This is a genomic window from Nostoc sp. C117 (assembly GCF_043099735.1).
In the GTDB taxonomy this organism is placed as follows: Bacteria; Cyanobacteriota; Cyanobacteriia; order Cyanobacteriales; family Nostocaceae; genus Nostoc.
This window is the reverse complement of record NZ_CP170991.1, coordinates 5,481,346-5,494,977: the sequence shown is the minus strand read 5'-3', so window position 1 is coordinate 5,494,977 and position 13,632 is coordinate 5,481,346. Positions and strand designations below refer to the sequence as shown.

8 protein-coding genes are annotated in these 13,632 nt (G+C 36.3%); 3 read left to right on the top strand and 5 right to left on the bottom strand.

Features of this window, described 5'->3' with window-relative positions:
* Positions 1-110: 110 nt before the first annotated feature.
* Positions 111-533, top strand: a complete 423-nt coding sequence (locus tag ACFG4S_RS23610) for a hypothetical protein (RefSeq protein WP_392531418.1) — start codon at positions 111-113, stop codon at positions 531-533.
* Positions 534-729: 196 nt separating this feature from the next.
* On the opposite strand, the gene ACFG4S_RS23605 is transcribed toward ACFG4S_RS23610, so the two are convergent.
* Positions 730-1,191, bottom strand: coding sequence for a hypothetical protein (locus tag ACFG4S_RS23605; RefSeq protein ID WP_392531417.1), 462 nt, complete (start codon positions 1,189-1,191; stop codon positions 730-732).
* A gap of 1,105 nt (positions 1,192-2,296) precedes the next feature.
* Here ACFG4S_RS23605 and ACFG4S_RS23600 point away from each other — a divergent pair.
* Complete coding sequence (locus ACFG4S_RS23600) at positions 2,297-3,709, top strand: choice-of-anchor Q domain-containing protein (RefSeq protein WP_392531416.1); 1,413 nt, start codon at positions 2,297-2,299, stop codon at positions 3,707-3,709.
* Between the two features lie 382 nt (positions 3,710-4,091).
* Here ACFG4S_RS23600 and ACFG4S_RS23595 read toward each other — a convergent pair whose 3' ends face one another.
* From ACFG4S_RS23595 to ACFG4S_RS23580, 4 genes are all read right to left on the bottom strand, one after another.
* Positions 4,092-6,320, bottom strand: a complete 2,229-nt coding sequence (locus tag ACFG4S_RS23595) for a GumC family protein (protein ID WP_392531415.1) — start codon at positions 6,318-6,320, stop codon at positions 4,092-4,094.
* 694 nt (positions 6,321-7,014) lie between these two features.
* Positions 7,015-8,235 (bottom strand): O-antigen ligase family protein, encoded by a 1,221-nt coding sequence (locus ACFG4S_RS23590; RefSeq protein ID WP_392531414.1) that lies wholly within the window; start codon positions 8,233-8,235, stop codon positions 7,015-7,017.
* Positions 8,236-8,551: 316 nt separating this feature from the next.
* Positions 8,552-9,544 carry a glycosyltransferase family 2 protein gene (locus tag ACFG4S_RS23585; protein ID WP_392531413.1) on the bottom strand — a complete coding sequence of 331 codons (993 nt, stop codon included), beginning with the start codon at positions 9,542-9,544 and terminating at the stop codon, positions 8,552-8,554.
* 55 nt (positions 9,545-9,599) lie between these two features.
* The gene (locus tag ACFG4S_RS23580) at positions 9,600-10,994 is read right to left on the bottom strand and encodes an oligosaccharide flippase family protein (RefSeq protein ID WP_392531412.1); all 1,395 of its coding nucleotides are present in this window, start codon (positions 10,992-10,994) and stop codon (positions 9,600-9,602) included.
* Positions 10,995-12,257: 1,263 nt separating this feature from the next.
* Between ACFG4S_RS23580 and ACFG4S_RS23575 the strand changes: the two genes are divergently transcribed.
* Positions 12,258-13,010 carry a class I SAM-dependent methyltransferase gene (locus ACFG4S_RS23575; protein ID WP_392531411.1) on the top strand — a complete coding sequence of 251 codons (753 nt, stop codon included), beginning with the start codon at positions 12,258-12,260 and terminating at the stop codon, positions 13,008-13,010.
* Positions 13,011-13,632: the final 622 nt, after the last annotated feature.

The window sequence follows — 13,632 nt, the reverse complement described above, 5'->3', positions numbered from 1 at the left end:
TAAATATTTCTAGCGTTTCAAAGTAAAGTTTCAAGCCGTTTTTAGTATATACACCCTGCTTTTACGAATATATTTAACTAAATAAGTCTTCAAGGAGGTCAACAAAATAAATGAATAAGATCGGATTGGTAGTTGCAGCAGTTGTTATCATGTCACCTTTGACCTTAGCTGTAAAAAATGTACAAGCTGTGAACGAGCAAGTAAAACCAACTCATAGTAATCAACCAGAACAGTCTGTGCAAAGAACTTTTACAAGCCTGATAAATGCTCTTGAACAAAACAACTACACTCAGTTTATTTCTCTTGGAAATGCTGCTTTCAAAGAAGGTATTACAAAGCAAACATTTACACAAGTTAGTGGACAGTTAGCTCCTCGCATCAAAAAAGGGTATTCGGCAGTTTTCTTGGCAAATCTGAAACAGCAAGGGTATCAAGTTTATTTATGGAAACTGACATTTTTTGATGGTGGTGATGATGTCTTAGCTAGACTTAGCCTCAAAGATGGAAAAATAGGTGGATTTTGGCTGAATTAGGCGATCGCCCCCTGGACTAACTTTGTTGCAACGATCGCTGTTTGGTGTAACTTTTCCTCTCTTGATTTGATGGGGGCGATGTTCTAGGCGTTCGCTTGTATTTGCTGGGGAGCGATGCCTAACGGCCGCAAGCAACGCTTTTCTACCCCCTGAATGGTTACAAAAGATGAAGACTTTGAGCTATCGGCCCATACAATTAGTCGCGAACTGGATTGAGTTGGGTTCCATTGTCAATGGTCACACCACTTGAAGCTCGGCGATTATTGGCTTGACTATTGTCTTTTGAAGCTTGAGAACGGGTTTTGGGTGTGACACAAACATAATCATTAGGAACAGCTTCGCGCCAAACATAGCCTTGACGACAAGTGAAAGAACCATAGGGGCCTCCACCAGGCTGAATCCGATTAGCGACTTGACTATTGTCTTTTGCAGCTTGAGAACGGGTTTTGGGTGTGACACAAACATGGTCATTAGGAACGGCTTCGCGCCAAACATAGCCTTGACGACAAGTATCTGGCCCATAAGGTAGTCCTTGGGCTTGAGCAGAATGACCAAACACAAGTGAAAGAGTTGTAGAGCTAACCAAGACAGCCAAAGTAGTTCCAGTTAATAAGGCAGTTGCCGAAAATAGAGATGCAGAAAGTTTCTGAATGTACATTGCGTGTTTTTCCTGCCTTGATGGCAAATAATTTGAGATGAACACCAATACATTGACTTATAGTTTGGTGTTGAAAGTTTTATGCAATCTGCCCATCACCCATCATCCACGGAGAAATTACAATGGCGATCGCTCCAAGAGTCGATTTCCTCTCTAGGAGCGCCGTAGTAGGGTGTTGACTCTAAGGAACACGGATTTATTAACTTACAATTCTTGTTTATCCTTCTCCTAAGAAACCGTATTTGCTTGGGAGAGGGATATCAGCCAACTTGGTATTTAAAAGTTTTTAAACTTATGCTGAAGCAATTAGAGAATACTGCGGTAAAAAATTGCTTGACTTTAGGCATTGCTCACCGAAAATTGGGTAGAAAATAAAATCATTGGCAATTTTTAAGTAGTATTACTCATTGACAAATATTAGATATCTTATTTACTCAGACGCAATTAAATCAATGATCTAAAGTTTTGTTAAGGGGAAACGGGAAAGGGATAAAAGTTTTTCCCCTTTTCCCTTTCTCTTTACCCTTCTTAATATAGTTATCTCGATCTTAGCCAACTTACTTAGAGTCCTTACTGAAAATTCTCAATCTGCATTCATAGAATCTTTGAAAGCTTATTGTAGTTACTCTGAATTTTTATGATAATGAGAATACTTTACAAGTATATGTAAGCTGTACTGCTTTCTACCTTGTTTTCGTCCATATTTTGATTCTTATTATCATAAGAATTATTTAACTAAATTAACTGATTGATGAGAGATACACTATCTTAACCACAGATCCCACATACACACAGTAGAATGATGTCGAATTAGAAATGACGCCATTTGTACGGTTGCTTGATGTCCATTAAAAGGGTAATCCTGATTAGTAATAATATATTCTCAGTATTATTACCAGATATTAGACAATTTTTGGAACACAAGCTCAAAAACACTTTGAGGAATATTTGCGAGGAAACTCGCAGGTGCAAACCTAAAAAACCGTGTATAAACTTACAAACGGCAGTCATACGACCGTATCCACTAATCAGTTACTTACTAAGGCTAGAGTGAGTAACCATTGACAGTTCAGTTTTTGCAACATAACCTTTCTTTTTTTACCCTATGATGATTCATGGTTTGAGTTTTCTCAGTTTGAGTGCCTCTGTTGTACTTCCCTGGGCACTAACTGGTCTAGTTCAAGGACAGAAAATAACAGGGTCTGCAATTAGAGACGTTCCTCAGTCATCGAGTGTTCCAGAAAAGACACTACCCAATCGCAAATTGATCGGCGCAGTTCCGACTGGGACAAAATACTACGTTAGTGGTAGTGGAAGCGACAAAAATAACGGACTTTCTACTAAATACCCATTTAGAACTATTCAAAGAGCCGCAAACCTTACCAACCCTGGTGACACGGTATTCATTATGAACGGAGTCTATAAGAATAGCCATCCCAGTGGTGTAGTACTAGGAATTACACGCTCTGGCACTCCAGATGCATGGATTACGTATACAGCTTATCCTGGAGATTCCCCCAAAATTCAGCACAATGGATGGCATGGAATTTTGATTACAGATGGAGCTGCCTATATAGAGGTGAACGGGCTAGAGGTTGTAGGGAACAATAATAATACAAATTTGGATTATGCCATGAGTCAGAGGAGCAATGCATCAAATCCCCTGACGAATGGAAACTGTATCACTATTTCTGGGCGAGGAAGGGGTCATACTCATCACATACGTATTCTGAACAATAAGGTACATGATTGCGGTGGTGCAGGAATTGGAGCGCTGGAATCTGACTATCTGACATTGGATAACAATGAGGTGTACAATAATGCCTGGTATGCAGTCTACGGCTGTAGTGGTATTTCACTCCTCAACAATTGGAATTACAATAACAACACCGATAGCTATAGAATGGTTCTGACAAGGAACAAGGTCTATAACAATCGAATGTATATTCCTTGGTTTAAGAACGGAAAAATCGAAGACGGCAATGGGATTATTGTTGATCGTGCAAGAAACGATCAGGCTGGATCAAAATTGAGTGCATATCAAGGACGTATTTTGATTGCCAACAACATCACATATAAAAATGGTGGTGGCGGCATTCATACATTCAAAAGCGATCATATCGACATTATCAACAACACTTCTTATCAGAATAGCCAAAGTCCAGAAATTTTATACGGACAAATCTCGATTAATGATGGAAAGAATGTCAGAGTTCTCAATAACATCCTTTATTCTCAGCGTGGCGTACCAATAAACTATAATCCGTCGAAAAATACCAACACTGTTTTTAACTACAACATTTACAACAACAACGGTTATACTGCAAATCGTCCCGGACCGAACGATATTGTCGCAGATCCACAGTTTGTAAATGCCCCTGGTGGTGACTTTAGAGTCAAATCGACAAGTCCGGCAATCAATAGTGGTGTGAGGTTTCCCAGTGTAACAAACGATTTTCTAGGCGGTCCTCGTGTAGAGGGTTTAGCACCCGATAGAGGAGCATACGAAAATCAATAATAAATAGTTAAGAGGATACTATTATTGGGTTGTATGGCAAAATCCTGATTTCTACAGGGCTTTTATCTACAACCCATTTTTGTAATTCATCGTTCACTCATTTCTTTCTTTGGAACTTATACCAATACCAATTTCAGAAAGTTGAGAGTTAAACTTCCGACATCCTCTGGATGCCGTTAAAAATCATGAGGTGGTCATTACAAGATCAGCTTATTCGTGGTTTTTGTCGAGGTAGTAAAAGTTTTAACCCATAAGTTAAATTAGCTTGAAACTCCTTCGCACCTATTCATAACTTACACTCACTTTGTAAGGCTTTCACTTTACTTATGGTTTAATTCCCATAAGGAGATAGTTAGAGCCAACATAATTAATTTTGGAGGTTTTATTTTTTTGCAAGTCCCTTAAGCTCTTTTGTCAACTCTCTGGGTTGAAAATATTCGTGATTATGATATTTGTAGGTACTAGATTCATTTTTATCAGTGATTCCATTCACAACTAAACCTAAGACGTTATAGTTAGATCTCTCTAACATCTCTTGAGCTGCGTTAGCACTGTTAGAATCAATTACCCCAGGTCGAGCGACTAATAAAATTCCATCAGTCATCTGACTTAAAGTCAGAGCATCGGCTGCTAAAAGAAGCGGAGGGGCATCAATAATCACAAAGTCATAGTTATATTGAGATGAGAAGTTATCAATGAGTGATGCCATACGTTTTGAGTCAAGCAAAGCAAGGGGATTGGGAGGTCTAACTCCAGCGGTTAAGACATCAAGATTATCCATTACTTTAGATACAGCGATGTTAAATTCGGCTTGACCTACAAGAACCTCACTTAAACCAACTGCATTAGTTAGTTGCCACAGATGATGCTGAGAAGGAACTCGCATATCTGCATCAATTAGTAAAACTTTACGTCCTAGTTGGGCGATCGCTGCTGCCAGATTAGCTGAAACTGTAGACTTGCCTTCTTTCGGAACTGCGCTAGTTACTACAATTGTTTTCAGTACTTTATCTGAACTCAGAAATTTTAGATTAGCTTGAATCATCCGATACATTTCACTCGTTAAAGAGTGAGGCGTATCTCTCACAGCAATTTTTTGAGTTATTGATTCTGTACTCGAATAACGAGAGCGAACCTTTTTAACAGACAAAGGAACAATTCCCAGCAAAGTATATCTATATATATCTTTGACTTCCTTGAGTGTTTTTAAAGATCTATCTCTCATACCTAAGTAGAGAACAGTTGTAGTAGCCAAAAATAAACCCAACATCACTCCTATCAGGACAACGATAATTTTTTTGCCTGTTACTGGGTCAGTGGGCACTAATGCCTGAGAAATAATCCGGGAACTAGGACTATTTGTATTCTCAACTAGCTGTAATTCTTGAACCTTTGTTAATACAGTTTGATATGTGGATTCTGCAACTTCAACTTTCCGCTCTAACTCCCGCTGATTTTGTACCAACTGAGGTATGTTTTTCACACGTTGTTCGTAGCTAGAACGAGAATTATACAAAGAGGAGAGTCTTTTTGTTAATCCAAAGCGTTGCACTTCTGATTGCAAAAAATTCTGGATTAGGCTTTGTCTGAGTTCTCCAATCTGTAATAGATTCTGGGGAACTTCTGTGTTGTTACCAATAGTCTGGGAAATTTGTTGTTGTAAGAGGGTTCTTAAGTTAGCTTTTTTTGCTTCTAGATTAATAATTGAAGGGTTATCATCTTGGAAACGGCTACGCTCAGACGCTAATTGTCGGTCGATATCTTGAAGTTGTGCGAGAATCCCTTGTACAGCAGGTGACTGACTGAGGGCACTTACTGCGAGGGCGTTTCGGGAATTGAGATTTACTTTTTGGCGGAGTTCATTTGTTTGGGCGTTTACCTCGTCAAGTTGAGCCTGAACAGTATTAATCTCCTGGTCTAGATTTCCAATAATGGTAACTGCTGACTTTGTTTCCTCTGATAAATCTGCAATGCGGTTTTTCTGTTTGAATATACGTAGTTCTCGTTCTGCTTTCTCAACAGCTTCTTGAGTTTGAGGAATCTGCTTAGCAATAAAGCGACGAGTTGCTGCTGCCTCAGACCGATTTACGAGAATATCATTTTGTAAATAATTATTCATGACTGTGTTGACCACTGCCGCAGCTTCTTCAGGGTCAATACTGGCATAAGTAATTCGCAATACATCTGTTCCGCTGATAATTTTTAATACCAGCGATTTTTGTAGAGCTTTTACTGTTACAGGTTCGCCTTCTTTGTTTTTAAGTTGTAGTTTATCTATTGTCTTTTGCAATAAAGCGGGCGAAGAAATAACTTCTATTTGAGTGTTTATCGGATTTTGACTTGCTAACAGTGACTTCAAATCTCCTGTAGACCCGCCTTCAGAGGTTGTCGGCAAAAGATTGTTTCCTACTACTTTAAAAGAGGGAATTTTGAACAATAGTTTCCCTTCTGCTTCATAGGATGGCTTCATAAATTGTGTAGCTATTACACTGAGTGTAACTGTAGCTGCAAATATAACCGTAGCAGGTAGCCACCAACGTTTCAATATCAATAAGTAACGACTAAGGTCTAAATCAATAGATTCTCTAGATTCCATAGATTTTTGTGACATAAATCTTCAAAAGTACAGGTTTTAAGCGAAAAATTCAATCTTGACGTATATCTAAGCTAAGTACAAAGCACAGGTATGAATAAAACTAGTGCTATTTTACAATATGACATATAGTATAGACTATTTGAGTTACAAAGCCCTGAAATCACCTACAGGCTTTAGTTTCATAAATCTCAACTCAACCTTTATGAGTATTGAGGAACGTCATTAAAAGTATATGGGCTACAAGTTTATGGTAATTTAGCTTGCAGTTAGTATTTCAGTGGTAGAAGGTTTTACTTTAGCCTCATCACCAAGGGGAGAATTTTGCAAGTCACGATTCACGATAGCGATCGCGTTAGTCAAAATTATGATACTTGTACTTTTGAGCAACTTGAACCATACTGGCACAAAAAATAAATAGGGCTCTTCAGTACTTAGTATGCTAAATTAATCTGCTAAAAAGCTGAAAACATTGCTGCACAACAAAAATAGGCATTGTTTTTAACATTTTAGTCCATTGTTGGGACTTAAGCGTTCTAAACTTGATTTTAAAGTCTAGTTTTGATGTTTAACTAATAATTTGGCATAACAGGTACTGAAGAACCATAAATAGTAAATCAGAATGTTTTTTAATATCTAGAATAAAAAATACTTATTCTCGTTTTATTCCCTAAAGTGAAGTTTCAAAGACTTAAGTTTATTAATTGATTTATTACAAATTAGCACGTGGAGAGACCTTGCTTGATAATATTGTTGATACATAAAGTACCCATTCAATACTATTTTGCTCTAACATTGTAGTTTCAGTTAGGTTTGAAATGATAACAAATGTAAAATAAATTAAGAGCCACACATTAGTTTCGGATGTTGGATTCGAGCGGATTGAATATACTGCTCTTAACCAATTAGTAACGAACCCAACTGTAAAAACTAAAATTCCTAACAGACCTATCCCTAGGCAGACATCTAGAAACCCATTATGAGAATTAGGAGCATCCCATTGTAGTGCTTCTCTAAGAGTAACAACGTCACTATTATCGTCTAGCCAAAATGCTCCATAACCATATCCTAGCCACGGTTTTTTTGCAATCAGTTCCAACACAACTGGCCATATTTCTGAACGTCCTGTGAGTGTTGTGTCTTTACCTATTGAACCTAGAATTTTATCAGCACTAGTTACAAAAACAGTATAAAGGACTATGCTTACAGTTGAAATAAACGTCAAAACCGGCATCATTATCCTATAATTTAAGCGTAAAACCCGATCGTATACAAAAAAAGCTAATGTAAGAATTATTAGATTCAGGACAGATGTTGTTGATTTTGAAAATAAGACAAGTATTGCAGAAGTAACATAGCCAAGCCATAAAACCCAGCGATTTTCTCGATTAGTCATTGCGAGGAAGAAAAATATTGCTCCACTAAGTCCAAATCTTTTGCCAAGAATATTTTTCTGTGGGTAAATTCCTTTCCAAGAACCATCTTCTGCAATACCTAGGTGTGGTATTAATAGAACGAATAATACACAAACTACTGCTGAAATACCAAACATGTATGCACATAATTTGAGCTGTTCTTTTAAGGTGTATCGTGAAGCGAAATAAAGCCCAAATACCATTGTTCCTGCCAGACCAAAAACACGACGGATAGTAGTATCTGAATCAAAAGACCAAAAACTAGAAAGTGCACAAACTCCCAGTAATAGCCAAATAAATTTATCTCTGCTAAAGACGTAAGTAACCTTCTTCCAACGTAGACTAATTAAGAAAAGGCTAACTAGATACGTAGAAATGAAAAGCAACCGAAATATACCTCTATCACCGTCTTTGAGGGTAAATCCATCCGTTACAAAGGGATCTAGTGGAGTTCCTGAATAGATCATCAAAAAAGCTATTGTAAGTAATTTTTCAGCAAAAATTAAATTTTTATTCATTTTTTATGAATCGTATAAATTTATATTTAATATTAAATAAATTGACTAAATTATCATTAGGAATAATCAGTTAGTTGCGTTTGAAAAATAATTGACTCACTTTTGTGTTTATCTTTTGACGATTCAGATTTTTTATCAAGCTAGAAGACAGAAAGAAAGTAACCTTTAAAGTGTATATTTTCACCAGAGATATTTTGCAGATTGCGGTATGTTTATACCCACAACTACCTTTTATCAAAGTGCTTCAATTAACGCTTCAAGATTTTTTGTCATTTTTTTATCTTCTGCCTTCTACTTTTGTCTTGTAAAGAGCCTCTTATGTTTTGAACTTTTTGATGAAAATAGAGCGAACTTTCTGCCTCACCTGTTCAGGAAACACCCACATAGTTAAGTACAAGAATATATCAATTGGTCTAAGCTTGCCCCAGCGTATAGCTTCCCACAACAAAGGAAAGAAGGCTTTCCAATCACCTACTGAAGACGCAGAAGGAGTGATAATTGTTGCAATGAAGCCTGAATAAGCTTTCGGTGTTACTAAATTGCGGGTGGAACGAATCCAATCCAAGGAATATTGCCAGTCTTTGATGTTGCTTAAGCGCTTAATTCCCATTTCTGAATGCCAGATTGCCATAGGTTCAGGCACAAACTCTAGTCCTACACCTTCGAGCGCACTAACCCTAAGCAACCATTCCCAATCTTCGTGTCTGTAAAATTTTTCTTCCAAAGGCATTTTTTGCATTAATTCTTTTTTTACGAAAATAGTCGAGGTTTGTATACAAGTTTCTCCTTGAAAAAAAGACTGACGCGCAAAAAGATATTCACTTAAATGTTCAGAGAGGTTAGGCAGCCTTCTCGGATAAATAAAGTCACCTTTCTGTGTCTGTGAAATGAAACGACTAGCGATAACTGGAAAATCATAATCGGAATTATTTGCTAGTTCAAGTTGACGCTCTAATTTTTGTGGAAACCATTCATCATCATCATCTAAAAAGGCTATCCAAGTACCTTTAGCTTCTCTGACCCCAGTATTTCTGGCCCCTGATGGTCCAATATTTTTTGGTAGTTCTATTACTCTGAGTCTTGGATCGCCTATCTGAGATAGTGCATTGACTGTTTCCCGATCTGGACCATCTACTATGACAATCACTTCAATTGATTTCACGGTCTGACTTAACGCGCTTCTCGCACCCCTGACAACAATTTGTGGTCTGTTAAGTGTAGGAATAACAACGCTCACTACTGGTTGATTGCTTTCGTTGAGCATTACCAAATTTTGATCTGCTGTTTTTTCTGCTTGAATAAATTCCATATTTATTACGTATGTTAGCGACTTTAATTTTGCAAATTGGTTAGTAATTTAACTCTCATCCCTTTCTAACAAGTTTTTGCCAGACAGTATGCATTCCACCTAATGTATGAATACTCAGAATGTTAACAAATAGAGTATAGGAGCAAGTAGCGATCGCCAAAGTCCATAAAAAGTTTAGATGAATTTTTTCTAATATTATAAATACAATTACCATCAGAATGCTCATTAGCAGGGGGGAGCGCACAATTTGCCATAGGTTTAACGGGAATAAAAGAGTATAGCTGAAGTAAACATACTGGATAAAAGCAATAAAACTCATTAAAAAAGTCATTATTGCTGCACCTAGTAAGTTATATTGGGAAACTAACACTATACCTACCAAGCTTCCTAGTGTAGTGTTAATAGCTACTTGACGCAGGTTTACGATCTCGAAACCATTTGCCACAAGTAAAAAAGATAGTGACTGATTGAAGGGTGTGAAAATTAATGATAAGGCAATAACACTAAGAGCTAAACTTCCTTGAGCAAAGCTAGGGTTATAGATAAAAGTTAGTAGATTTTTCCCAATAAACAGCAGACCGATACATAAAGGTAATGCGATTATTAATAATATCTCAATACAATTTGAGATAATTCTCTGCTGGTTTTCACGTCCTTGGCTTACTGCTTTTGATAAACCAGGAAAAATTGCTATACATATACTATTGGAAATAATAAAAAATGGTTGAAATAATTGCATTATTCCACCATATACGCCAATTATAAACTCACTTCCTGATAATGAAAGAATCAAAATTTGAATTCTGCCATTGACTACAGCTAGTGCTTCAATAGCCAAAAAGGTACGTGCATTTTTGATTGTATTCCAGACAAAATCTCCATCAATTTCCCATTTTGTTTTTACTATTCCCGTAATTAAAATCCATTCAATAATCAGAATTACTGATTCTGAAATAACTAGTATTGCTGCTAGATAATCAATTCCGTAATTCATTCGCATTGCCCAAAGCATGATCAATAAGCGTATGACATACACTGGAACTGTAGCGATCGCAATCAAATGCATCTTTTCTTTCGCTTGAAAAATTGCCTCAGTAATATTGGAAAGCGAAAATGGAATGATCGCTAAGCCCATTATGTAGCAAACAGTGGATGTTTCGGAACTATAAGGAAGTAAAAATACTACAATTACCAAAACTACATAACTTAAGAAACCGAAAATTAGCTGCAACCAGGTTCCACTGATTAAATAAACTGGTGTTTTTTCTGGTTCACGGGCTATTTCTCTAGTAAATAAAGTCTTTAGCCCCTGTGAGGCAATGTTTACAAATATAAAGTAGTAGGTAAATCCCAGTAGATATTGCCCTAGAGCTTCAGCACCTAAAATGCGAGCAATACATGCTGTTAACACAAAGGTTGTAATACTTTGTGCTAGACGATTAATTATCATTGATAGGGAATTACTTATTAATTTACGGTTTTTTCCCATATAGTAATTAGATTAATTTTGATAATTTTTGTTCCAATATTTTCTTGATGCTATGGTTAATAAAAATGTGATATATCGTATTTTTTTAAAGGAAACTTCAATTTTGTGTTATGTTATTTGCTACCCAATTTATTAAAATTATAAAAAAACTCTATCCTAATTCTGGATTACGAGCATTTTTAAAGGGAAATTTAAAAATTGCCACCACCCAGGTATTTAGCTTTTTACAGAAGGAATATCATCAATTTTTTTTGAACCTTTGAGCTTTGATGCTACTAAAAGAGAGTAATTATTTATGATTTAATTATACTTTAATCAAGTTCGCGATCTTGATAATAAAACAAGAGAACTCAAAGATACGGAATTTTTAACTTGTGTAATATTTAAACTCAATTAGATCCTTCTATTACAGAGGTTTATATGATAAACAGCATGCTTTCCAAAATTACTGTAACATGTTTAACTAGATCGATTTAGTTTTGCTTATAAGCTTCTTTGTTTCTTTACGAATAATTACTTACATCAAGCTTACGGTGATAATATTATCACAGAATAAGTCAAAGTATGTTAAATTATGTTAAATATTTTAAAATAAGGTTACGTTAGTTAGTGGATGTAATAAAGGTTTTTAAGCATGATATGCTTTTGATTTGCATAATTAGGGCGCTTATGTTGCCATTGGTGTCAAGTTAAAGCCTCTGTCCAGATTTCAAGAGAGCTTGCTTGCGGCGTTGCCTCTGCATCGTTAATGAACACCTTTAAAGGGAATACACGAATATATAGTCTTAGGCTGAATGCTTAAGGTTTCGGTCAGATTTTTATTCCATAAATTCTCTGTTATACTTGCATCAAAGATTTGTATTTTTATGAACTAAACTTGAACTAATTAAGCGGCGCAGAAAAAATGAGTTAAACCTGCTCTGATGCCTCATGAAGCTAATCGTCATTAATTTTCCCAGGATGATTAGTAAATGGCTCAATAACGGTTTATACGCTAATTGATAAGAGTTTCCGACTGGAAATACCCATTTTGAGGACAGCCGCCCCTGTTCTAGCCGCAAAGCCAATGCAGTATATATTCTCAGATATAGAGACTTTTTTCTGTTTTTTTCGCTGAAGTTCAATAGCTAATGAATGAAATTAATTTAAATCTGGAAACTATTTTCTAGTAATAACATTTAGTTAATAATTGAGAAACCCATGAAGATTGACGTTCAAAACTCCATGAAGATTGAATACAGACAAGCAAAAAATAATGCCCATTATGTAGATTTTAGAAACTATTTGAATAAATTGGTAGTCAGTCCAGAAGTAAAAAAGATTTGTGAAGTAGGTGGTGGTGCTAAGCCAGCTATTCCTTTAGATGTGATTGAGAAATATGGATTAAATTACACCCTACTTGATATCTCATCAGAAGAACTAGCCAAAGCACCAAAGGAATATGACAAGATTCAAGCGGATATTTCATCTCCTACCTTTAATTTGGATGGAAAATTTGATTTAATCTTCAGTATAATGCTGGCAGAGCATGTTCCTAATGGACATCTTTTTCACAAAAATGTTTGGAACTTATTACGCGATGGAGGGCACGCATTTCATTTATTTCCTACTATGTATGCTGTCCCTTTTATGGTTAATCAGCTATTACCAGAAGAATTGTCTAAGAAGCTTTTGGAAGTTCTGGTGCCTCACAGACGAGATACTGACAAATTGAAGTTTCCTGCCTATTACAGCTGGTGTCGCGGACCATTAAAAAAGCAAGAAAATAAATTTAATAGTTTAGGTTTTGCAGTAGAAGAATACATTGGTTTTTTTGGAACTCCAGCTTACTTTATCAGGATGAAGCCACTTCAGTTATTAGACGAGTGGGTTTCATCAATACTAATTAAATATCCTCAGCCTTTGATTACAAGCTACGCCCATGTTCTGTTACGTAAAGATGTCAGATTACAGCAATTGTCAAACAGTATAGATTAGAGTAGTTGAACTAACCTTAGTTAGTGTAATGAACCTTAAGATTATCCATAACCACAATTGGTTAAATTAAGGGACTTCCTCATGATAAGCGCTCGTCTTGCAAACCAGACATGACACTTTTAAGTAGGTCGGTGAAATTAAAGCTTACTGGCTTAGGCTGTAATTTTTCATTGGTAAGGTTTTTAAGCCTATTTATGTTTCTTAACATACTTGGTTTTTTTCACGTCAACTTACTTACTTTATCCGGCTCCTGAGTGAATTGGCACTTGTCATGGGTACTTCTAAGCGAACCATATTTGGTTATTTTTATCTAGAAGGTTTGGGAAAAGAGGAAAAGTTAAAAAGCTATTTGGTATTGAGAGCGATTTGTTCATCCCTTTAACTTTTTCCCCTCTTGTTTATATCGTAGTCGCGTCTAAGTAGAGCGACGCAAATAAAGATAACTGGCTAAGGCTGTCATTTGTCACTTGTACTGCTCTTAAGAACGGGACGTACTCACCTTTGACTAAGTGGTTCCGAAAGCGAATGCGTCTCCAAGAGTTGTATTGACCGATTTATAAGGGTTTTAGGTGTGTTTACGTTTCGTAATATAATTTGGTTTATTCTTGCCCACTTAACTTAT

Excerpts from the sequence above, each read along its gene's own strand:
- ACFG4S_RS23600 (WP_392531416.1), top strand. The coding sequence starts at position 2,297 with ATGATGATTCATGGTTTGAGTTTTCTCAGTTTGAGTGCCTCTGTTGTA.
- ACFG4S_RS23605 (WP_392531417.1), bottom strand. The coding sequence starts at position 1,191 with ATGTACATTCAGAAACTTTCTGCATCTCTATTTTCGGCAACTGCCTTA.
- ACFG4S_RS23575 (WP_392531411.1), top strand. The coding sequence starts at position 12,258 with ATGAAGATTGAATACAGACAAGCAAAAAATAATGCCCATTATGTAGAT.
- ACFG4S_RS23590 (WP_392531414.1), bottom strand. The coding sequence starts at position 8,235 with ATGAATAAAAATTTAATTTTTGCTGAAAAATTACTTACAATAGCTTTT.
- ACFG4S_RS23585 (WP_392531413.1), bottom strand. The coding sequence starts at position 9,544 with ATGGAATTTATTCAAGCAGAAAAAACAGCAGATCAAAATTTGGTAATG.
- ACFG4S_RS23595 (WP_392531415.1), bottom strand. The coding sequence starts at position 6,320 with ATGTCACAAAAATCTATGGAATCTAGAGAATCTATTGATTTAGACCTT.
- ACFG4S_RS23580 (WP_392531412.1), bottom strand. The coding sequence starts at position 10,994 with ATGATAATTAATCGTCTAGCACAAAGTATTACAACCTTTGTGTTAACA.
- ACFG4S_RS23610 (WP_392531418.1), top strand. The coding sequence starts at position 111 with ATGAATAAGATCGGATTGGTAGTTGCAGCAGTTGTTATCATGTCACCT.